General features: G+C 59.7%; 19 protein-coding genes. 8 read left to right on the top strand and 11 right to left on the bottom strand.

What is annotated here, in order from left to right:
- Nucleotides 1-6: 6 nt before the first annotated feature.
- The 3 genes from BLW62_RS15020 to BLW62_RS15010 all read right to left on the bottom strand — a co-directional run bounded on the left by BLW62_RS15020 (nt 7) and on the right by BLW62_RS15010 (nt 3195).
- On the bottom strand, nt 7-1533 hold the full coding sequence (locus tag BLW62_RS15020) for a class I adenylate-forming enzyme family protein (protein ID WP_090507845.1): 1527 nt from the start codon (nt 1531-1533) through the stop codon (nt 7-9).
- A gap of 133 nt (nt 1534-1666) precedes the next feature.
- Entirely contained in the window at nt 1667-2743 is a 1077-nt protein-coding gene (locus BLW62_RS15015; RefSeq protein ID WP_090507844.1) for a phosphotransferase family protein, read from the bottom strand.
- The gene (locus BLW62_RS15010) at nt 2740-3195 is read right to left on the bottom strand and encodes a hypothetical protein (protein WP_090507843.1); all 456 of its coding nucleotides are present in this window, start codon (nt 3193-3195) and stop codon (nt 2740-2742) included. Before BLW62_RS15010 ends, BLW62_RS15015 begins: the two co-directional genes overlap by 4 nt.
- Before the next feature lie 184 nt (nt 3196-3379).
- Here BLW62_RS15010 and BLW62_RS15005 point away from each other — a divergent pair, with 184 nt between their 5' ends.
- Entirely contained in the window at nt 3380-4450 is a 1071-nt protein-coding gene (locus BLW62_RS15005; protein WP_090507842.1) for an ABC transporter substrate-binding protein, read from the top strand.
- Nucleotides 4451-4494: 44 nt separating this feature from the next.
- Here the strand turns inward: BLW62_RS15005 and BLW62_RS15000 are convergent, their stop codons facing one another.
- The 3 genes from BLW62_RS15000 to BLW62_RS14990 all read right to left on the bottom strand — a co-directional run bounded on the left by BLW62_RS15000 (nt 4495) and on the right by BLW62_RS14990 (nt 8191).
- Entirely contained in the window at nt 4495-5268 is a 774-nt protein-coding gene (locus BLW62_RS15000) for an SDR family NAD(P)-dependent oxidoreductase (protein ID WP_090507841.1), read from the bottom strand.
- A 185-nt stretch (nt 5269-5453) separates the two neighbouring features.
- Nucleotides 5454-6443 carry an MBL fold metallo-hydrolase gene (locus tag BLW62_RS14995; protein ID WP_090507840.1) on the bottom strand — a complete coding sequence of 330 codons (990 nt, stop codon included), beginning with the start codon at nt 6441-6443 and terminating at the stop codon, nt 5454-5456.
- A gap of 50 nt (nt 6444-6493) precedes the next feature.
- Nucleotides 6494-8191, bottom strand: coding sequence for an acetate--CoA ligase (locus BLW62_RS14990; protein ID WP_090507839.1), 1698 nt, complete (start codon nt 8189-8191; stop codon nt 6494-6496).
- Between the two features lie 141 nt (nt 8192-8332).
- On the opposite strand from BLW62_RS14990, the gene BLW62_RS14985 reads away from it, so the two are divergent.
- Together BLW62_RS14985 and BLW62_RS14980 are read left to right on the top strand one after the other, a co-directional pair.
- Entirely contained in the window at nt 8333-9118 is a 786-nt protein-coding gene (locus tag BLW62_RS14985; RefSeq protein ID WP_090507838.1) for an SDR family NAD(P)-dependent oxidoreductase, read from the top strand.
- 93 nt (nt 9119-9211) lie between these two features.
- A complete protein-coding gene (locus BLW62_RS14980) occupies nt 9212-10273 on the top strand; it encodes an ABC transporter substrate-binding protein (RefSeq protein ID WP_245726732.1) in 1062 nt (353 codons plus the stop codon).
- Nucleotides 10274-10357: 84 nt separating this feature from the next.
- Here the strand turns inward: BLW62_RS14980 and BLW62_RS14975 are convergent, their stop codons facing one another.
- Nucleotides 10358-11533: a CaiB/BaiF CoA transferase family protein gene (locus tag BLW62_RS14975; RefSeq protein ID WP_090507836.1), complete on the bottom strand. Its 1176-nt coding sequence runs from the start codon at nt 11531-11533 to the stop codon at nt 10358-10360.
- A gap of 73 nt (nt 11534-11606) precedes the next feature.
- Nucleotides 11607-12392 (bottom strand): enoyl-CoA hydratase/isomerase family protein, encoded by a 786-nt coding sequence (locus BLW62_RS14970; protein ID WP_090507835.1) that lies wholly within the window; start codon nt 12390-12392, stop codon nt 11607-11609.
- Nucleotides 12393-12482: 90 nt separating this feature from the next.
- Here BLW62_RS14970 and BLW62_RS14965 point away from each other — a divergent pair, with 90 nt between their 5' ends.
- Entirely contained in the window at nt 12483-13481 is a 999-nt protein-coding gene (locus BLW62_RS14965; protein WP_090507834.1) for a TIGR04024 family LLM class F420-dependent oxidoreductase, read from the top strand.
- 86 nt (nt 13482-13567) lie between these two features.
- Entirely contained in the window at nt 13568-14794 is a 1227-nt protein-coding gene (locus BLW62_RS14960; protein WP_090507833.1) for an acyl-CoA dehydrogenase family protein, read from the top strand.
- Here the strand turns inward: BLW62_RS14960 and BLW62_RS14955 are convergent, their stop codons facing one another.
- The 3 genes from BLW62_RS14955 to BLW62_RS14945 form a co-directional block, all read right to left on the bottom strand.
- Nucleotides 14795-16372 (bottom strand): class I adenylate-forming enzyme family protein, encoded by a 1578-nt coding sequence (locus tag BLW62_RS14955; RefSeq protein WP_090507885.1) that lies wholly within the window; start codon nt 16370-16372, stop codon nt 14795-14797.
- A gap of 87 nt (nt 16373-16459) precedes the next feature.
- Entirely contained in the window at nt 16460-16837 is a 378-nt protein-coding gene (locus BLW62_RS14950) for a metal-sulfur cluster assembly factor (RefSeq protein WP_090507832.1), read from the bottom strand.
- Nucleotides 16837-17934, bottom strand: coding sequence for an amidohydrolase family protein (locus BLW62_RS14945; RefSeq protein WP_090507831.1), 1098 nt, complete (start codon nt 17932-17934; stop codon nt 16837-16839). The genes BLW62_RS14950 and BLW62_RS14945 overlap by 1 nt, the downstream gene beginning before the upstream one ends.
- A 347-nt stretch (nt 17935-18281) precedes the next feature.
- Between BLW62_RS14945 and BLW62_RS14940 the strand changes: the two genes are divergently transcribed.
- The 3 genes from BLW62_RS14940 to BLW62_RS14930 all read left to right on the top strand — a co-directional run bounded on the left by BLW62_RS14940 (nt 18282) and on the right by BLW62_RS14930 (nt 21985).
- Entirely contained in the window at nt 18282-19328 is a 1047-nt protein-coding gene (locus BLW62_RS14940) for an ABC transporter substrate-binding protein (protein ID WP_245726731.1), read from the top strand.
- 74 nt (nt 19329-19402) lie between these two features.
- Nucleotides 19403-20569: an acyl-CoA dehydrogenase family protein gene (locus BLW62_RS14935; protein WP_090507829.1), complete on the top strand. Its 1167-nt coding sequence runs from the start codon at nt 19403-19405 to the stop codon at nt 20567-20569.
- A gap of 57 nt (nt 20570-20626) precedes the next feature.
- Nucleotides 20627-21985 carry an ABC transporter substrate-binding protein gene (locus BLW62_RS14930; RefSeq protein ID WP_090507828.1) on the top strand — a complete coding sequence of 453 codons (1359 nt, stop codon included), beginning with the start codon at nt 20627-20629 and terminating at the stop codon, nt 21983-21985.
- Nucleotides 21986-22015: the final 30 nt, after the last annotated feature.

The following is a 22015-nucleotide window of genomic DNA, read 5'->3' as shown; positions in this document are numbered from 1 at the left end:
GACCGATCACTCGAGTTCCGTTTTGAGTACCTTTCCGGTCGGATTCCGCGGGAGTTCGGACCGGAATTCGACCGCTCGAGGCTTCTTGTAGCCGGCAATCCGTTCTTCGACGTGAGAGATAATATCCGCCGCTTGGAGTTCCGTCGCATCGGCGTCCGGAACGACGACCGCCTTCACCCGTTCGCCCCACGTCTCGTCGGGGACGCCGATCACCGCAACCTCGTCGACGGACGGGTGTTCGTGGATGACTTCCTCGATCTCAGCCGGATGGATGTTCTCACCGCCGGAAACGATCATGTCGTCCGCTCGCCCGACGAAGTAGACGAACCCCTCTTCGTCTCGCTCGATGCGGTCGTCCGAGACGAACCAGCCGTCGTCGAATACCTCGTCGGTCTTCTCGGGCATGTTGTGGTAGCCGTCGAAGACGGTGGGGCCGCTGTACGCCGCGCGACCGACTTCACCGGGGGGAAGGCGATTTCCGTCATCGTCGACGACCTTCATCTCGAGGTTCAACGATGGACGGCCGACGCTGTCGGCCTTCTCGATCGTCCGCTCGGGCGGGAGGCGGGTCGCTAACGCTTCGGTCTGTCCGAAGCTCTCAACGAGGTCCGTCTCGAAGGTCTTCATGACGTCGCGTTTGAGTTCCGCGCCCGACGGCGCAGCGCCGGTTCCGTAGCTCTCGAGCGCCGAGAGGTCGTACGCGTCGACATTGTCGACCGACAGGAGCTGCCGACTCTGAGTCGGCACGAAGTACGAGGAGTTGATCGACTCGTCCTCGAGCAGTTGCAGGACGCGCTCCGGATCGAAGCCGTCGGTGACCACCGTCGTCCCGCCGACGTAGAGGTTGGTGACGAAGGGCACGAACGCGCCGACGTGAAACAACGGCGTGACGATGAGGTGGCGATTGCCGGGCTCGAGGTGGTCACCTTCGTAGACGCCATCGGTCGCAAGGGTCAGGAGGGTGTCGTGGGTGAAGCGACAGCCCTTCGGTCGGCCGGTCGTCCCGCTCGTGTACATGAGCGCGGCCTGGTCGCGACGGTCCGGAACGATGTCGATAGCGGCGTCCGACGCGTCCTCGAGAAATTGTTCGTACGGTGTGGTGAACTGCGGTGGCTGCTCGCCGACGTAGAGAAACGTCTCGACCGGAACGAGGGGGTCGTCGTGGATCTCGGAAATCGTCTCCGCACCGAACGAATCGAGTATCGCGACCGTGGGGCCGCTATCGTCGAGGACGTAGCGCACCTCCGATCCCTTGAATCGGTGGTTGACCGCGACCGGCCGCGCACCGATCATCATCGCGCCGACGAAACACTCGAGGGTCTCGACGTTGTTCTTCATGTACAAGGCGACCGTATCCCCGGCACCGATACCGAGAGTCGAGAGGCCGTTTGCAACACGATTCACGCGCGTTTCGAACTCCTCGTAGGTGTACGCACTGACCCGTCGTCCGTCGGAACGATAGATCGTGGCTTCTTGATCCGGAAACTTCCGCGCGTTTCGCCGTGCCACATGGCCGACTGTCAAGCCGCTCATATGGTGTCAATTGACATCATCCGGAATAGCTGTTGTGACGCGACCGATACTCCGAGGAGAGCAACGTTGCTCAAAAGCGACGACTAAATGACCGAGACACGATCAGCCAGCGAACCGAGAATACCGACTCGACTCAGGTTCGATCGGCTTCGATCAGATCGAGCATATCCTCGATCAGCCCGGGAATGATGTACTGGAACCACGCAGTTCGAACGTCGTCACTCTCACCAGTGTGGTATCGGTAGGCACCGCTGACACCGCTGTTCATCATTCGGAACGCACCGAAAACCTGCCAGTAGCGCAGGCGTTCCGGGTCGACCGTCCGGCCGGTTCGCTTCTCGTACTCGTCGTAGAACCACTCGCGGTCGACGATCGAACCCGCCAGGTTCGGTCGCTCGATCGGATCGACGAGTTTTCCGGCGAAATACTTCAGCGAGCAGTAGGCCAGATCGAACATCGGGTCGCTGATGGCCGACATTTCCCAGTCGAGTACGGCGGAGATCGACTCCTCGTGGAGTAACATATTTCCAACGCGTAAATCGCCGTGAACGAGCGTCGTTTCGGGAACCGCTGGCTTGTTCGCCTCGAGCCAACTGATGACTTCGTTCACCGCCGGTTCGTTGACGAGGTTCATCTCCTCGAAACTTCGTCGCTGCAACGCGAGCGTCTCGTCGACGACCGTCTGGGGGTCTTTCGTCTCGAGACAGGGGACGTCGTCGCCATCGAGTTCGTGGATGTTCGCGATGACGTCGACGAAGTGGTTCGGCAAAGGCTTACCCTCGCGATCCCAGGAGTCGTACAGTGACTGGCGGTCCCGCGGATTCCAAGTGACTGGCGCCGTCCCGTGTCGGTGGCCGACCAGGAAAAACGGACCACCGAGCACCGATTGATCGGCTTCGAACCAGTGCGTCTCCGGAACGGGAACGTCGACGTCGGCTTCGTACACCGACTGCATCGTCTCGAACTCGGTCTGGATATCGTTGCGATAATCGAACGTTCGATCCTCCTCGTAGCTCGGATCGACGCGTGCGACGAGTCGCTTCGATCGCTCGGTGCCGTCGTCCGTCCAGGTAGCCGTGAACGACATCGTTTGTCGGGACCATCCCTCCGTGTGGCGCTCGAGGTCGGTCACCGTCACGTCGTCGTCGGCCAACCGACCCGAGAGATACGCTGCGAGTTCGCCCGTGATGTCGTCGACCTCGAGTGTCATGGTGCATCACGTCCGAGCATCTCGAGTTGGCCCTCGACGCGGACCCGCAAGAAGTCGTACAGCGGCTCCCGCGCTGACCCGGCGTCGTCGCCCTCGAGTTCCGCGTCGATCGTCTCGAGGACGTCGTTGCACGTCGAAACGAGGACGGTTTCCAGTTCGGTGCTCTCTTCTGCAGGCGTCCTCTCGATTCGTTCCTGGGCGGCCGCAACCGATTCGACGACTGCTGGGTCGTCGCAGTCTTGTTCGATGGCCGCGAGTCCCTCGAGCAGCGAATCGCGTTGTCGAACCGTTATCTCGTGTTTCTGCCGCAGTTGTCGTGAAAGATATCGCATCGTACTCGACATCGATCCCACCTGTCCGTCGACGAACTCGTCGTCGATCTCCGCTCTGACATCGTTCTGCAGGAACGATGCGAACTCCTCGAGCACGTGTGCTGGCTGTAAGTGTGGCATTCTTTCGCAACAATCCATTGGCACCTAAAAAGATGTTTCGCCCGGTTGTCTGTTCGACTGTGGCCTCATCTTCAATTGTGTGGACCGCCGATTTTATCTTATTAGCCGTATCGGTTAGTATTCGTTCTGTGACGACGGTTGCAATAAGAGGATTAATATAGGCCACTAGTGAGGAACGAGTAGTATGGTAGACAATACCATTCAACAACCGACGAGGAGACAGGTGCTTCAGACGGGCAGCGTCGTCGCGGGAGCCGCCGTTGCGGGGTGTCTGGGGGGCAGCGACGACGACACGCTCGGATACATTAGCCGCGGTGGAATCACGCAGGACGCCGAACGCGAACTGTTCGAAGAGTGGAGCGCAGATAGCGGGATCGACGTCACACACCAGGAAGTCGCGGACGACGCCGAGATGGTCGAACTCATCGCAGCCAATCCGAACGACTTCGACTTCGCGAACTTAGTATCGTGGGCATACGAACTCAACCGACTCGAGCACGACGAGGGTCTCTTCGCGGAGATCGACGTCGATCGAGTCCCGAACTACGACAACGTGGACGACGCCTGGCAGTCTGCACCGCTCGTTGACGACAATCCCTACGGAATTTTTTATTACATTTCGACTCAGGGGTTGATCTACAACACCGAACACGGCGATATCTCGTCGTGGGAAGATATGAAAGACGAGGAGTACGACGGCGAATTGACGCTCCAGGACAGCGCCGTTTCGCGGTTCGGAAATTCGTGCGCGAGCCTCGGATACGACATCGCGGAGGCCGCGAACGACGACGACCTCTACGAGGACGCCGTCGCAGAGATGGAAGACCAACACGAGAACGTGTTCACCTACTGGACCGCCGGCGACGAGTTCATGCGGTTGCTCCGAGAGGAACAGGCCGCCGTTTCCGAAGGGTGGGGCGGACGTGCGGAGAACCTTCAGGAGGACGGCTACCCGGTCGAGTACGTTATACCAGAGGAGGGGTGTATCACGTGGTCGACCGCGTTCTCCATCGTCGAGGAAAGCGACATGAAAGAGGAGGTGTACGATCTTCTCGACTTTATCTACGAACGCGAGAACGCCGTCGAACTGGCACAAACTCACAAATACCCCGTTCCGCTCGAGGACCCTCCCGAAGAGATCACTGAACGCGCGGAGTACACCGAAGACCCGGACGACCTCGTCTGGATCGACTGGTCCGACATCGTTCCGTTGCAAGAGGAGTTAGAGCAGCGACACAACGAGATTCAAAGCTAACGGACCACACCGTTCTCGGACGTCGATCCCGAAGAGCGAATCAGTTACTCCTCGAGTCGTGGGACACCCTTTATCGTAACCGTCTCGCCGACGATGTACGACGATGCCGGACTGGCGAGGAACTGTGCGAGATCGGCGACCTCCTCGGGACGACCGATCGTCCGGTCGGCTCTCGAGCGATCGATCGCGTCGACATCTCCGTCGATTCCCATCTGTGTTCGAACACCCTCCGTCGCAACGAGGCCCGGAGCAATGCAGTTGACCCACACGTCGTCTTCCGACCAGTCGGCCGCTACCGAGGTCGTGTAGTTGATGACGGCCGCTTTGGCTGCGCCGTAGTGACTCATGTTCTTCGAGCCACGCTGGCCGGCGACGCTCGCAACGTTGATTATCTGGCCGCCACTGTCGGCACTCATCTGTTCGTAGGCGACCTGCGAGCAGTGGAACGTCCCGTGGAGGTTGATGTCGACGATCGTCTTCCAGCCGTTCTCGCTGATTTCGGCGGGCGACGCTTGAAAGCTCGCGCCGGCGTTGTTAACGAGAATATCGAGGCTACCGAACTCGTCGACGGTCGTCCGCACGAGTTCCTCGACGGCACCACGGTCCGTCACGTCGCACTCGAGTGCGAGCGCCTCGCCGGGGGCATCGCTCTCGTTGATTTCGTCGGCGACCGGTTCGACGTTGGCCGCTTCTCTCGAGGTGACGACGACGTTCGCGCCGTCGTCGGCAAAGCGTTCGACGATGGCCTTCCCGATCCCGCTCGAGGAACCCGTGACGACGGCCGTCTGGCCATCGACGCTGAACTGCGAGCGCGTCATCGGAGAGCCTCCGTCTCGACAGGCTGGTTGGATCGTGGACGATTCTGCTCACCGTATATCGTGTGGTTCGGTACCATCGTTCTGAGTTACATGGCACTGATAATAAAATCTCGCGTGGACTACTGGCGTGGCCACCGACCCACCGATCGATAGCGGTGACACGCACTGGTCCGTCGACAGCATGCTTACACCGGAAAATAGTATCGAACGCCGTCCTCGAGCGTCGATTCGACACGCCCCTCCGTCTCGAGGTGAGAGAGCATGCCGACCGTTTCGACGAGTAAGCGTTCGATATCGTGCGTCCGTCCTGTTCGTTCGTACGCGAGATCGAACGCCGTCGTGCCGTTCGTCGAAACTGCATCGACGGTCTCCTCGAGACGCGTCTCGATATCTGCAATCGATCGCGCGACCATGGCGTCGTACTCGGCGTGTACCGGGCCGTGGCCGGGATAGACGCGATCGACGGCGTACGACGTGAGGCGGTGTAACGACTCGAGGAAGGTCGTGACCGACTCGCGAACGCCATCGTCGAAGTTGACGAGCAGTGCCGGCGCGCGAAACGGTTCCATCGCGACGTCGCCGGAGAACAGCGTCCGCTCGCCGTCGAGTTCCGTCCGATAGCAGTACTGCGAGACGTGATGGCCCGGCGCGTGAATCGGCTCGACTGTAAGCGGGCCGATGTCGACGGGGCTCCCGTGGTCGAGCCAGACGTCGACCGCCTCGAGTGGCAGTAGCTCCCGGATGGTTCGATGAAATCCGACGAGGCGGTCGGCTGCAGTGTCGAGTACGTCCTCGTCGACGCCGGCCTCGACGAGGTTCGCCCGGGTCGCCGTCGCAATCGTCTCTACGTCCCGTTGGAATCGCTCTGCGATCTGTCGTGGCGCGTACACGGTCGGCGATCCGTTCTCGAGTAGCGTCCGAACCTGCCCGATGTGGTCTCTGTGTGCGTGGGTGAGCAAGAGGTGATCGACGTCGAGGTCGTGTCGAGAGGCGGCCAAGCCGGCGGAAAGCTCGCTTCTGGCGTCGTCGCCGGGCATCCCCGCGTCGACGAGGACCGTTTCGTCACCGTCGAGGAGGTACGCCGCCGCGTGTCCCGGTGGCCATTCGACCGTGAACTCGAATCGATGCACCCGTCGCTCGATCCCACTCGCGGGCGTTCGATCGGAATCTGCCATGAACGGTCGTTTGCGAGCCGAATATATAAGCGCTCGCTGCCGATTTCGAATCAAGACGGCGCGAGTCCTTCTCGCTTACGCAGGTCGAGACGGCGAACCTTGCCCGTCGACGTCTTCGGAAGTTCGTCGGCAAACTCGATCTCACGGGGGTACTGGTACTTCGCCAGCCGTGAGCGGACGTGGTCTTGGAGTGTCTCTCGCATCGACTCGGACGCGTCGGCGTCGTCGGTGAGTACCACGAACGCTTTGGGGATTTCTCCCCGCGTTTCGTGGGGCACGCCGATCACGCCCGAGGAAGCAACCGCGTCGTGTTCGGCCAGACACTCCTCGATTTCCGTCGGGCCGATCTTGTAGCCGGAGCTAATGATGACGTCGTCCGTTCGGCTTCGAAAGGAGAGATAACCGTCCTCGGACAGCACGCCCAGATCCTCGGTTCGTAACCACCCGTTTTGAACCTTTTCGGCGGTAGCGTCCGATCGGTTCCAGTACTCCTCGAAGCACATGGGGTTGCCGTCGTACTCGAGTGCGATTTCACCGACTTCACCCCGCTCGAGGGACTCGCCGGTTTCAGGATCCTGAATCCGAACGGTGTGTCCGGGGGCGACCTTGCCCATCTTACCGAACTGGTGGTCGACCCCGAGTGCCGTGCAGTCGGCGACGAACTGCAAGGCCTCTGTCTGCCCGTACACTTCGTGTACGACGGCGTTCTCGAAAACGTCGGTCAGTCGCGTTGCCGTGTCTCGATCGAGGGCCTCGCCACCCTGAACGATGACGCGAACGCTCGAGAGATCGTATCGGTCGGCGCTCTCGGAGTGGACCAGCATGCGAAGCGCAGTCGCTGGACCGCCAGTCGTCGTCACGTCGTACCGATCGATCAGTTCGAACTCCCGTTCCGGATCGAATTCGCCGCTCGCATCGATAACCGTCGGCGTGCCGAAGTACAGCGCCGGGAAGAGACTGAGATACAGCGAACCGATCCACGACCACTCGACGACGGTGCGATTGACGTCGTCTGCACGCACCTGGAGGTTGTACTGGCCGAGCAACACTGCCGGCAGTGCACCCAGCATGCTACGGTGTGGGTGAATCACGCCCTTCGGGTTCCCGGTTGTCCCGCTCGTGTAGATCATCATCGCCGGATCGTCGGCCGGCGTCGAAACGGTCTCGAACGTCGATGGCTGTCCCTCGAGTGCATCCCAGAACGCCGTCTCCTCGTCGGTCAGCGACTCGTCACCGACGACGAGCGTGGTTTCGAGCACCCCGATATCGGGGGCAACGGTCCGGAGCGCCTCGAGACTGTCGTCGTGGGCGACGAATGCCACTGTCTCGCTGTCCTCGAGGCGAAACGACAGCGCATCCGGGCCGAGGAGGACGCTCAACGGAACCGAGACGGCACCGAGTTTCCACGCTGCGATGTGTGTGACGAGCGTTTCGACTCGCTGTGCCCCGCTGACAGCAATCCGGTCCCCGCGTTCGATCCCGCGGTCGGCGAACGCCTGTGCGAGCTGGTTCGCGTTCTCCTCGAGCTGGTCGAAACTGTATCGAGTTCTCGAGTTGGCGCTCGAGGCGTCGAAGAGCGCGGGACGGGCCTCGCCGGTCGCCCACCGTTCACAGAGGAACGTCGCCATGTTGAACGTCTCGGGAATCTCCCACTCGAAGGACTCGTACAGTTCTTCGTAGTCGTCCCACTCTTCGCGATAGAACCGGTAAGTATCCACGCGTGGCTCGATATCACTATCGTCTATCATATGTACCCTCAGAGAGGTGAACTCCTGTGTTAAAAATTCTCATTGGTCACGGGACAGAAACGTTCGGTCACCGAGACGAACACGACCGAGATTTCCGAAAGGGGAACTGTTATTATGGTAGACAGTATCTCACGAGATGGTATGGATTTAGGTATTACCGATAGGACTGCGGTCGTCACCGGCGGTGGCGGTCGAATTGGCGGTGAAGACTGTCGCAAACTCGCCGAGGAAGGCGTCAACGTCGTCCCATTAGACGTCGACGAAGACGGGGCCGCGCAAGTAGCCGAGGAGATCAACGAAACCGCAGGCGGCGGCAACGCCATGGCAGTCGCGTGTGACCTCACGGATCGAGCCGACGTGAGCGAATCAATCGGCGACGTCAGAGACGAGTTCGGCGGCGTCGACATCCTCGTGAACAACGCAGCGATGGTCGACGCGAGAGCTCGTATCGGTGACTTCGAGGACGATGTCTGGGATCGCGACGTCGAGATCAACCTCACCGGAACCTACAATATTAGCAAGGAAGTCTTCCCCAGGATGTGCGAGCGCGGTTGGGGTCGCGTCATCAATATGTCGTCGATGGCCGGCTGGTACGGCGGATTCGGTCAGTTCTCCTACTCGGCAACGAAAGCAGCGATGATCGGTGTCGGAAAGACGATGGCCCTCGAGGGCGCACAGGCGGGCGTCACCTCGAACGTCATCGCACCGAACATCGTCGTCGGCGAGTGGTCTGATATGGACCCTGACGAACTACGAGAGAACGTCGACCCCTACTTCGCGCGAATCGCCGAGGCGACACCGATGCGCGCACTGGGGAGTGAAGCCGACGTTGCCGACATGATCACCTACCTCAGTTCGGAACAGGCCGGTTACGTCACAGGCCAAGTTATCGGCGTGACTGGCGGTGTCGACCTCTTCTCCTTCTGAATTTTCCTAGCACGTCCTGGTTTTGTATTAACTGCTGGAGTCGGTTAGTCGACCAGAACACCTATCATGTTAGTGATTGCCGTACATGGTGTCATGGGTGAACACACCATTCCAGGCATCACGCGTCGGCGGGTATTACAGACCGGGGCCGTCGCAACCGGCATTGGGATTTCCGGTTGTCTCGGCGGAGGCGGTGATACGCTACAGTACATGGGACGTGGCGGTGCAACCCAGGATGCATTCAGAGACATCTTGACCGAGTGGGAGGACGAAAACGACGTCGACGTCCAGCACATGGAGGTCGCAGACGATACGGAAATGCTCAGCGTCCTCGAAGGGAGTCCCGGCGAGATCGACTTTTGCAATCCGTCGCCGAACGGGTTCGCTCAATTTCGCGAGGCAGACGTCCTCATGGACCTCGATTACGGAGAAATTCCGAACTACGACAACATCGACGGACCGTGGCACGACGCGCCGTTCCTCGAGGACCACGAGGACGGCGTCTACCGGTACATCTCGACGCAAGGTCTCGCGTACAACACAGAGGAGGTCGACGAGTTCGATTCCTGGGACGAGATCGAACGCGAAGCGTACGAAGGCCAGATCTCGCTCTTCGCTGGACCGGATGCGCGCTTTGCCAACGCTGCGGCTGCCGCGGGCGAAGACATCAACGAAATCGAAGACGACGACGTCTTCGACGCGATTATCGAGAAGGTCGAGGACCAACACGAGAACGTCTTCCAGTACTGGGAGTCGGGCGACCAACACATGCAATTTCTTCGTGAAGAACAAGCGGTAATCTCCTCGGCCTGGGGCGGCCGGGTCCTCTCGTTACAGGCTGACGACTATCCGATCGAGTACTTCATCCCCGAGGAAGGAGCCGTCACGCACAGCGAAGGATACGCGATCCCCGAAGAGAGTGAGAACGAGGAAACGGTACACGAACTCCTCAATTGGCTCTACGAACGGGACAACCTCGTAGAGCTATCGACGAACATCGACTACCCAATTCCGATCGAAGATCCGCCGGAGGAAATCACTGAATTGCCGGACTACACGGAACACCCGGACGACCTGACGTGGATCGACTGGGATGTCGTGTTACCAATGCAAGAAGAAATGACACAGGCTTTCGACGAAATCCGTAGCGGCTAGGCCGTCGACCGCGACGATACCGTTTTTAGCTGAGAGTAAGTCACACTACGAGAATACCAATGGGCCGGCACAGCCGTACTGTCGTTACCGTATCGCGTCCGCGTCCCGAAGTTCCTCGAGTTCCGCGTCCGAGTATCCCACCGCTGAGAGCACGGAATCGGTGTGCTCGCCCTGGGCCGGGAGGGTTTCGCCCGCCCCCGCTGGCGCTTCGCTCGAGCGTGCGGGGAAGCCGATCCGCGACGGGGCGTTCTCGGGTCGCTCGATCATCTCTCGTGCCTCGAGTTGTGGGTGTTCGACCATCTCTGCGGGTGTGTAGACGCCGCCGAAAGCCGCATCGACGTCGCCGAGCGCGTCCTCCCACTCCTCACGAGTCCGTTCGGCGAACAGGTCCTCGAGTTCCGCGCGCACCGTCGCGAACGTCTCCGTATCGTGGTCGTCGTGAGCGTCGATGAGGTGTTCCGCCCCGACAGCTTCACAGAAGGCCCGCCAGAACTTCGGCTCGAGCGCGGCGAGCGTGACCCATTTGCCGTCTGCCGTCGCATAGCTGTCGTACCACGGGAACTTCCCCGAAAGCGCGGTTTCACCGGGGCGCGGTTCGGCCGGATCACCAGTCAGCGCCTGATACGTGACCGACTGCGAAAACGAGGCGACGACGTCGCTCATCGCGACATCAATGTACTCACCGTTGGTGTTACCGAGTTCGCGCGATAGCAACGCTTCGGTGATCGCGAACGCGGAGAACAGTCCGCCGCTCATATCTCCGATCGGGTATCCAGGCATCTGGGGTTTATCCGAGGGAGATTCTCGAGTCATATCGAGCAGTCCGGCTAACCCGACGTAGTTCAGATCGTGGCCCGCTCGGTCCGACCACGGCCCTTCCTGTCCGTACCCGGTCAGCGAGCAGTAGATCAGGTCCTCGTTGTACGAACACAGCGTCTCGTAATCGATGCCGAGTCGGTCGACGACGCCGGGACGAAACTGCTCGAAGACGACGTCAGCCGATTCCACGAGTCGGTAGAAGGCCTCCGTTCCCTCGTCGGACTTGAGATCGATCGAGACGCTCTTCTTCCCTCGGTTGACCATCTCGAAGATGGCGCCGACGTCTCGCTCGGAGCGAGGCTGGCCGTGTCGAGCGTAGTCACCGGCACCAGTGTCTTCGACTTTGATTACTTCAGCACCGGAATCGGCGAGCAGTTGGGTCGCGTACGGGCCCGGAAGCAAGCGTGTGAGGTCGAGTATACGTACTCCGTTGAGTTGCATAGTGTACGATACACGTTGACTCACTTCAATAATAGGGTTCGGGACGGGGCGGATCCCGAAGTACCGAAACGGCTTAGCGGCCCGTGAACTCCGGCTCGTAGTCGTCTTCGGCGAACGCTCGAGCGCCTTCTTTGTGATCTTCAGTTGCCAGTAGCGGCTCGAACACCTTATTGTCGTAATCGATCCCCTCCTTGAGCGACGTCTGAGTGGAAATGCGAGCGGAATTTTTGATCGTCTGGATCGCGAGCGGTGGTTTCGAGGCGATCTTCTCCGCGAATTTCTGTGTCGCCTCGTCCAGATCGTCTGGAACGCGGTTGACGATGCCGAGTTCGTCCGCACGGGTCGCACTGATGTGATCTCCGGTCATCGCGATCTCTTTGGCCGCGGCGGGACCGGCCAGTTCGGAAATATACTGGACGCCACCGGCTCCGGGGATGATACCCAGGTCGACTTCTGGAAGCCCGAGGCGTGCATCCTCGGCCGCGAACCGGAAGTCACAGGCCATCGCCGTCTCGAGTCCGCCGCCGAGACAGTAGCCGTCGATCTTTGCGATCACTGGCACCGGGAAGTCCATAATGAACTGGTAGTGGGTGCGTTCGGGGCTGCCACCGGGGGAGGCATCCTCGAACTCGGTGATGTCGGCGCCGGCACAGAAGTTCCCCGCCGCACCGCTGATGACGACCACTCGGAGCGCGATCTCGTCGTCGTTTTGCTCATTTAGCAGTCGAAGGCTTTCGACGATGTCCTCGCGGAGTTGTCCGCTCAGTGCGTTGAGTGCGTCGGGTCGGTTCAACGTTACTCGTCCAACGCCGGTGTCTTCGTCGAATTCCACTGTCGTGGTTTCAAATGATTCCTGCATACACGCTCAGGTTCACATGAGAATACATAACTATGGCGGTGGGTGACACACGTATAACTTTATACGACTCGTCTACGACCATACTGTCGTATGACAGAACGAGACGTCTTTCTGCCAGTCGGCGCACAGCCGACGCTCGATGCGCTCGTCGATCAGGCGATCACCGCGGAAGAGCTTGGATACGACCGAGCGTGGTTTCCGGAATCGTGGGGTCGAGACGCCGTGACGGCGATCGCCACGACCGCAGAACGAACCGACGAGATCGGCCTCGGAACGAGTATCGTCAACGTCTACTCGCGCTCGCCGGCACTGCTGGGCCAGACTGCAGCGACGTTGCAGGAGGCAACTGACGGTCGATTCCGCCTCGGCGTCGGTCCGAGCGGACCGATCGTCATCGAGAACTGGCATGGACAGGAGTTCGGGAACCCGCTCAGGCGAACACGGGAGACGATCGACATCGTCAAGCAGGTTCTGACCGGCGAACCCGTGCAGTACGACGGCGAGTACTTCGATCTGAACGGGTTTAGACTGCGGTGTGACGCGCCCGACCCGGCCCCACCGATCGACGCAGCGGCGCTCGGCCCGAAAGCGGTCGAACTGGTCGGACGCTTCGCCGACGGCTGGCACGCGGTCAACTACACCAGCGGCGGCATCGAAGAGCGACTCGAGGACCTCGAACGCGGTGCCGAATTGGGTGATCGCGATCCGGATGACATTCGTGTTACGCTGTCGGTCGGGTGCTGTGCACTCGAGGACGCAGAGCGAGCGAACGAACTCGTCTCACAGCATATCGCCTTCTACATCGGCGGCATGGGGACGTTCTACCGGGACAACCTCGCTCGACAAGGCTACGAGGACCTTGCTCACGAAATCCACGACGCCTGGCAAGAAGACGAACGCGACCACGCGGTCGACCTCGTCCAGTCCGAACTTCGCGAGCAGATGGGCGCTGCCGGCACGCCGGCGGACGCTCGAGACCAACTCGAGAAGTTCGAGTCGATCGACGGCGTCGACGCGGTTTACGTTTCGTTCCCGCGTGGAGCGACGACGGACGAAATTCACGAGACGATGACAGCACTCGCACCGTAGAGGGACATGACTCGTGGTGTCATGCCAACAGTGCTATAGCTAGCAGTGATCTTTATATGGGTATTTCGACAATAGTGTAGCTGGTAATGGCGAAATCAGTAGATAGTAATCCGGGTGTCTCCTTCGGAGTGGCCCAGGAAACGGAACTCATCTTGCAGAGTATCGATGACTTCATCGAACAGGAAGTGCAGCCGATCGCCGACGACTTGGGCGAAACGGTGACCAACCCACGTCTCGGCCACGAACCGAACGGTCGCTTAACCGACGAGGTCGTCGAAGCTCACCAGGAAGTACGGCGCAAGAGCGCGGAGGCTGGGTTCTACGCGATGAATATGCCCACGGACGTCGGCGGAGAGGATGTCTCTGCGATTACCTGGTATCGAGCGAACAAACACGTCGCGAAATCCGACGTCCCGCTATCGACGAACGTACTCGCCGGGCCGGAAGGGCCGAAGCCACTGCTGGCTCAGGCCGAGGGCGAACAGGTCGAGAAGTACCTCAAGCCGGCAATGCGCGGCGAGAAGTCGACGGCGTTTGGACAGACCGAACCGGGCGTGGGATCTGACTCGCCGAACATGGAAACTCGCGCCGAGAAAGACGGCGACGAGTGGGTACTCAACGGGACGAAACAATGGATCACGAACGCGCCCTACGCCGACTTTATCCAAGTGTTCGCACGGACCTCCCCACAGGAGGAAGCCGGCAGACACGGAGGCATCACGTGCTTTATCGTCGAACCTGACGAGTACGACATCGGATCGCTAAACAACGCCGTCGGGGCGGAAGGAGTGCAGGCCGAAGTTCACTTTGACGACGTTCGACTCTCCGAAGACCGCGTGCTCGGCAACGTCGATTCTGCCTTCTACGACGCCATGTCGTTTCTGGGCCTCGGTCGGGTGGAGATCGGCGCAACGGCGGTCGGCCACGCCGAGTGGCTGCTCGACAAGGCAACGGAGTACGCCAACAGTCGGGAGGCCTTCGACGAAAACATCGGCAAGTACCAAGCCGTCTCACACAAGATCGCCCGCGGACGAGCAAACGCGTTCGCAGCCGATACTGTCGGCCTCAAGTGCGCGTGGATGCTCGATCAGGGTGAGCAGGCGATTTCCGAGTCGTCGATCCTCAAGTGGTTCGCGACCAACACCGTCTGGGACATCGCCGACGACGTGGTTCAGATTCACGGAGCCAACGGACTGGCCGAGGAGAACCCGTACATGCACCACCTCCATCGTGCCCGCATCCAACGGATCGTCGAGGGGACCGACGAAATTCAGCTCAACACGATTGCAAAGCAATACGGCGTAGAAACGTAATCAGGACTCCCAGCCAACCATCTCGCCCGCTTCGTCCTCGAGAGGCGCTTTGAGAACTTTTCCGGTTGGATTTCGCGGTAACGACTCGAGAAACACGAACTCTCTCGGTTTTTTGTAATCCGCGAGTCGCTCGCCAACGTAGCGCTGTAGTTCGTCGGCCGAGGGCTCCCCTCCGTCGATGGGGACGATTGCGGCCTTGATGCGTTCCCCCCACGTATCGTCCGGTGTACCGACGATCGCGACCTCGTCGACGGCCGGATGTTCGTGAAGCGTCTCTTCGATTTCGGCCGGGTAGACGTTCTCGCCGCCGGTAATGATCATGTTATCGGCACGGCCGACGAACTCGACGAACCCGTCTTCGTCCTGGCGAACCAGGTCGCCCGAGACGAAAAAGCCCTCGTCGTCGAAGGTTTCCTCGGTCCGCTCGGGCATTCCGTAGTAGCCGTTGAACATCGTCGGGCCGCGATAGCAGACCTGCCCGATCTCACCGGGGTCGACTTCTTCGCGAGTTTTCGGATCGATTACCTTGAAGAGGACGTTGAGGACCGGTTTGCCGACGCTGTCCGGATGGTCGAGCGCCTGACTCGGCTGGAGAAGCGTCGTCGTCGGTGACAACTCGGTCTGTCCGAACGCCTCCTGTAAGTCGGCATCAAAGGCCTTCGATATCGTCTCCTTGAGTTCCTTCCCCGACGGTGCAGCACCGATCCCAAACTCCTCGAACGCCGAAAGGTCGTAGTCTTCGAAATCGTCGACTGCCAACAGGGCCCGAGCCATCATCGGGACGAAGAACCCGGAGGTCACCGCCTCTTCCTCGATCACGTTCATGACTCGGTTCGGTTCGAACCCGTCCATCAGGACGGTCGTCGCACCCGCGTAGTAGTTGTTGACGAACATTCCGAACGCGGCGATGTGAAACAGCGGCGTTACGATCAGGCCGCGTCCGTCGACGTTGACGTTGCGTCCCTCGAAGGCCTTCTCGACGATTCCGTTGACCGTCATCTGGATGATGTTGTCGTGGGTGAGCAGACAGCCTTTCGGGTCGCCGGTCGTCCCCGAGGTGTACATCAACATCGCCTCATCGACTCGAGAGGAGACGATTTCGATGGAGTTGGTGCCGGACTGTTCACGGAAGTCGATATAGTCGTCGGCGTAGTCGGGTCGGTCTTTCCCGTAGAACAGCGTCTCACCTGGCATCGCTGGGTCGGCTGAAATTTCGTCGACGATATCCACAGCGTGATCGTCGAAGAAGAGCAGTTCCGCGTTGGAGTCTTCGAGGACGTACCGCACCTCGTCGGCCTGAAACCGGTGGTTGATGGGCACTGGCAACGCGCCAATTCGCATGGCACCGAGGTACATCTCGAGCGTCGGGATCGAGTTCACCGTGTAGACGGCGACGTTGTCGCCTCGCTCGATGCCGCGTCGTCGCAGCCCGTTTGCGACTTGATTGATCCGTTTGTCGAACGTGGCATTCGTGATGGCAGTTCGACCCCCCTCGACGGGTGTCAGTACGATCGCTTCCTTTTCGGGGAACTTGTACGCGTTTCGCTCCGCGAGCCAGCTCAGCGTCAACCCTTGCATGATACTTCCAAACACGGGTTTGATCATAGGCATTACGGTCAATACAACGCGATCGAGTCGACCGCCGGAAGGCGTTCAGGAACCGTCCTATCCGTCGGTCCGAGCGAGCGAACGATCACTCGCGGTTTCGCGATATCGGTCCGCGCGGGCCTGCGTTCGCTGCTCGCGTTTCCGACAGGCGTCTTCGGACATCATGTCCTGGCTCCACTCGATTCCCGAGTCAGTCTCGAGCGTGACGGACTCGACGCCCTCGAGTGACCCGACTCGATCCTCGACTTCGTCGATGAAAAACGGGATCTGCATGCAAAACGGCGTCGTCAGGTGCATCGAGACGGTGACGTGGCTACCGTCGATATCGATTTCCTCGATTAGTCCCATCGAGACGATGCTCAGATCGGTTCCGTTGGCCGCGCTACACGGGTCGACGATCTCGTCGAGTCGCTCGAGAATCCGATCGTCGTCCATCAGGCCACCTCCTCGGGGACGGCCGTCGTCGAGTACGGCTCGGCGAGTCCATTGTCGGCTCGATACCGAGCAAACTCGTCGTCCGTGATTCGCGACTTCGCCTCGTCGATATCCAGTCCGATGAGGTCGGCGTAGTTCTCTCCCAGAATCTTCCGTTTGTGCTCGTCGGTAATCTGTGGAAGGTCGCCCATCGCACTCGTGTTCTTCCGAACGTCCTCCGGGAACTCGAAGTCACGAAACGCCTCGAGTTGCGGTTTCGGGTGAACGGACATCGCGCCAGAACTCCAGAACAGTCGGTCCATCCCGTCCTCGCCGAGCATGCTGATCAGTTCGGCAAGTATCTCGGCGAACCGGCGCTCGTTGCCGAGCAAGATCGGCGGTATTCCCTCCAGATTGACGTAGACGTTCGGGAATCGCGCCAGTTGCCAGGCGGTTTCCTCGGTGAACGCGAACCCGCCGTGGACGATGCTGAACGTGAGGTCCGGAAAACTCTCGGCGGCGACGTCGACGTCCCGCGGATGGTACGGTCCGCGAGGCACCGGGCCGAACGGAATCGCCTTGTGGATGTCGATGAGGTCGATACCGAGATCGGCCGCCTTTTCGAATACCGGAAACGCCACGTCGGGATCGCCCATGCTCCACCCCTCGTGATGGTCCGCACTCCAGTGAGAGGGATAGAGTTTGACGCCGATCGGATCGAAGGCGTCGACTTGCTCCTCGAGCGTCTCCTCCCACTCGTCTCGGAGCGGGTCGACGGCGGCGTACGAACGGAATCGGTCGGGCCACCGGTCGACGACGGTACCGGCTTTCTCGTTGGCGACGAGGCCGTCGTGAAACGCGTACATCGGGACGGGATGAAACGTCGACATATCCGTATAGCTCTCCCGGAACAGCATGTTCGCCGTCTCCTCGACGCCCCAGTCCCGAACGAACGCCTCGGGCTCGAGACGGTACTCCTCGGTCATGATCCCGTCGACGGTGCCGTAGAGCATCTCCGTGATGCCTTCGGCATGTTGCTCGTTCCGGTAGTTCGAGGGGGCCATGTTGTACGCGTGCGTAATGGAGTCGTAGATGAACGTCTCCTCGAGGTCTAGCATAGCCACACCGCCAATTCGTTGTGTTCGTTCCGTTCGATCGGTGCTCCAACAGACCCATTGTTACCAGTTACCATACAACATCATCCACCACGTTGCCCGTCAAAAATCTGTTGTCTAGTTGTAACTACTACCAATGGGCTGTCGATTGGACCGGATCTGCTCACTCACGAGCGTTCTATCAACAGTACAGTCCCTCCCTTCGAAGCCACCCCAACTCGAGAAAAGCGGATTCAAGTCGCTCCATAACCACCAGAAATGCACAATTAGGGGTGATGACGGCGAATGGATTTATGTACTGATACGTGATGTGCTACGAACATATGTCGGACGGTAGCTATTCACAAACAGTGTCACGACGAGACGTATTACGAACGGGAACGATCGCGAGCACGGCCATCCTCGCGGGGTGTATCGGCGGTGGCGGAGACACGCTCTCGTATATCAGTCGCGGTGGAATCACCCAGGAGTCAGAACGCGAGGTCATGGAGGAGTGGTCCGAAGAGAGCGGAGTCGACGTGACACACCAGGAGGTGAGCGACGATAGTGAAATCCTCGAACTCATCGCAGCGAGTCCGGAGGAGTTCGACTTCACCAATCTCGTGCCCGCGGCCTTCTCCGAACATCGTCTCGAGTACGACGGTGAACTGTTCGCCGAAATCGACTACGGAGAGATTCCGAACTACGACAATATCAAAGATTCCTGGCAAGACGCACCGTTTCTCGAGGGACACGACCTCGGAACGTTCTACTACAATAACTCACAGGGAATCGCGTACAGTACCGAGCAGGCTGAACCGACATCGTGGGAAGACATCATGGAACCCGAACACGAGGGCACGGTGACGTTACACGACAACGCGGTTACCAGATTCGCGAATACCAGTGCACTCCTCGATATCGATCCGGCCGAGGCGGTCAACGACAACGATCTCTGGGACGAAGTTGCAAGCGAGATGGAGGAGTTCCATCAAAACACCTTCAACTACTGGGTGGCGGGCGACGAGTGGATGCGTCTGCTTCGCGAAGAGCAGGCGCATCTGGTCGAAGGCTGGGGTGGCCGTACCGAAAACCTCGTCGAGGAGGGTCATCCCGTCGATTACGTTATCCCCGAAGAGGGTTGTTTGACCTACTCGACTGCCTTCACTGTCGTCGATGAAAGTGAAATGAAAGAGGACGTCTACGACCTTCTCAACTTCCTCTACGAACGCGAGAACGCCGTCGAATTAACGCTTGGTCACCGGTATCCGGTGCAACTCGAGGATCCGCCCGACGAGATTACCGAGCGCCACGATTATACGGATCACCCGGACGACGTGTTGTGGTTCGACTGGGACGAAATCGTTCCAGTGCAAGAAGAACTCGAGTCGCTACACGCGGAAATTAAATCCATCTGATCGAGTTGCCCAGAGCGAACCGTAACAGCGACGAAATGTGGTTGATTTATTGATGGTTGCGGTGAATACCGTGTATGCCGACCCGCGAAACTGACATTCACGAGTTGATCCGTAACTCAGTCCAAGACCTCGCCGCTGATTTCGATCCGACATACTGGCGCGAACACGTCGAAGAAAAACGATTCCCCGAGGAGTACTGGGAGGAACTCGCGGGCAACGGATGGCTCGGTGTCGCGATCGACGAGGAGTACGGCGGCGAGGGAATGGGGATGCACGAGATGGCCATCGTCATCGAGGAGTTGGCGCGCGGCGGCGGGCAGGGTGGTATCATCTTCATCCTCACGCCGGTATTCGGCGGGATCAGTATCCAACGCCACGGTACGGACGAACAGAAGTCGACGTACCTCCCCCAGATCGTCGACGGCGAGATGAAATTCTGTATGGGGCTGACCGAGGCGAACGCGGGAACGAACACCCTCTCGATCGAGACGACCGCCGAGCGCGATGGGGACGAGTTCGTCATCCACGGCGAAAAGACGTTCATCAGTAGCGTCGAAACCGCGGACGAGATGTTGTTGGTCGCCCGGACGTCACCGTTCGATCCATCGAACCCGGCTCACGGCGGTACGCTGTTTCTGATCTCCGAACCCGCCGAACGTGACGCGGTTTCGCTGTCGACGCTCGACACGGCGGTGCCGTGGTTCGAACACCAGTATCAGGTCTCTATCGACGGCCTCCGCGTACACGAAGACGACATTCTCGGAACCGTCGACGACGGGTTCAAACTCATGTTCGACACCCTCAATACCGAACGCATCGCCGGCGCAGCAAGCGCGCTCGGGGGCGGACTGCGCGCGGTCGACCTCGCAGTCGAATACGCGAACGACCGCGACGTCTTCGGACACCCCATCGGTTCCCACCAGTCGATCCAACACCCACTCGCCGAGTCCTACGCCAAACTCCTGGCCGCTCGAGAAATCACATATAGCGCCGCCTCGAAGTGGGATTCCGGCGAGGACTGCAGCGTAGAGACCAACGCCGCGAAACTCCTGACGAGTGAGTTCAGCACTGAAGCGGCGTCGCGAGCGATTCAAACCCACGGCGGGAACGGATTCACGAAAGAGTACGAGGTGTACAAAATCTGGCAAAATTCACGTCTCACACAGACCGTGCCAGTGTCGAACGAGATGGCGAAAAACTACATCGCAGAGCATCATCTCGGACTTCCTCGATCGTACTAGACCGACGAGATCAATCGGGAGAACTGTTTTATCTCCTGTCGTGTTATCCGCTAGAGCATGTCAAACGGTAACATTACACGCCGAGACGCACTCGGAGGGATCGGTGTTGCTGGAGCAGGTCTCGTAGCCGGGTGCATCGGCGGCTCAGACGACGACGAACTGCACATACTCACCGATCTGTCGAGCGACGAATGGCAGGAGTACTGGGAGAACGACCTCATTCCCGGCTACGAGGAGGAGTACGGGCTCCCCGTCGAACACGAGTACACCGGTCTCGACGAAGTCGGGCGACAGCGACTCGCGACGTTGATGCAGGCACAGGATCCACCGGGAATATTCCACGCGAGCCTCCCCGAAATCGGCGACCTGGTCAATCAGGGACAACTCGCCGACGTCGGCGACGTGCTCGACGACCTCGAAGACGAGTGGGGTGAGCCGGTGTTCAAGTACCTCCTCGAGCCGATCGACGAGCAGATCGTAAATATTCCACACGGCCCGTACATCGGGTGTCTACAGTATCGTGAAGACCTTTACGACGAACTCGATCTCGAGGTTCCCGAAACGTGGGACGACCTCCTCGAGAACGCGCAGGCGATAGACGAGATGGACAACGACGTCCGTGGGTTCGGGCTCTCGGCCGGTCCGGAAGGAAAACCGGACGCCGACTTCTCGTGTTGGCTCGTGAACGCCGGTGGCGACCGGTTTCGATGGAATAGTGACGACGAAGTCGAGTTAGCCTACGAGGAAGACGACGTCCTGGCCGTTTTCGAGTTGCTCCAGGAACTCGAACAGTACTCGCCGGACCCGGCGAGTCTGGATTATGGCACGACGATCGAGTACTGGGCAAGCGGCCGTCTCGGCCAGTGTATCATGCTCAACGCGTGGGTCTGTTCGGCAGCCTACGAAGCCGGTGCGGAGGAGGTCGCGCTCAACACGAAACAAGAAGTCGTGCCCCACCGAGAGGGCGTCGATCCGGACGTTCGCGGCTTCGTAACGATGACCGGTGCACCGGTACTCGAGGGCGCGACCCACACCGACGGGGCGAAAGACTTCAATCGGTACATGTACGGTCCCGACCGACACATCGACGTCAGTTTGATGGAGCCGATGCGATTCCTGCCACCGTACGAATCGATTCTCGAGCACGAGGAGTACCGCAGCGCCGACGTGTTCCAGATTGACGATGGCTACTTCCTCGAGCGAAACGAGTACCTCCTCCAGGAGATTGCACCGCAGGTATCGGATTCGGAGAGTCCGACGACGCCGGAGACGCTCGGTTTGCTCTCGTTCGACATCGACGCCCAGATGACCAACCGACTCATCGTCGAAGAAGAGGATCCTGAGGACGTCTACGAGTGGGGGATGGACGAACTCGAGCGACGGTTCGAAGACGTCAAAGCGGCTGCGAATTACTGAGATCCGATGACTCTACTGAATCATCCCGAC

It is taken from the genome of Natronorubrum sediminis (assembly GCF_900108095.1).
Lineage (GTDB): Archaea > Halobacteriota > Halobacteria > Halobacteriales > Natrialbaceae > Natronorubrum > Natronorubrum sediminis.
Note: the sequence above shows the minus strand (reverse complement) of the source record. Positions and strands in the feature narration are given on the sequence as shown.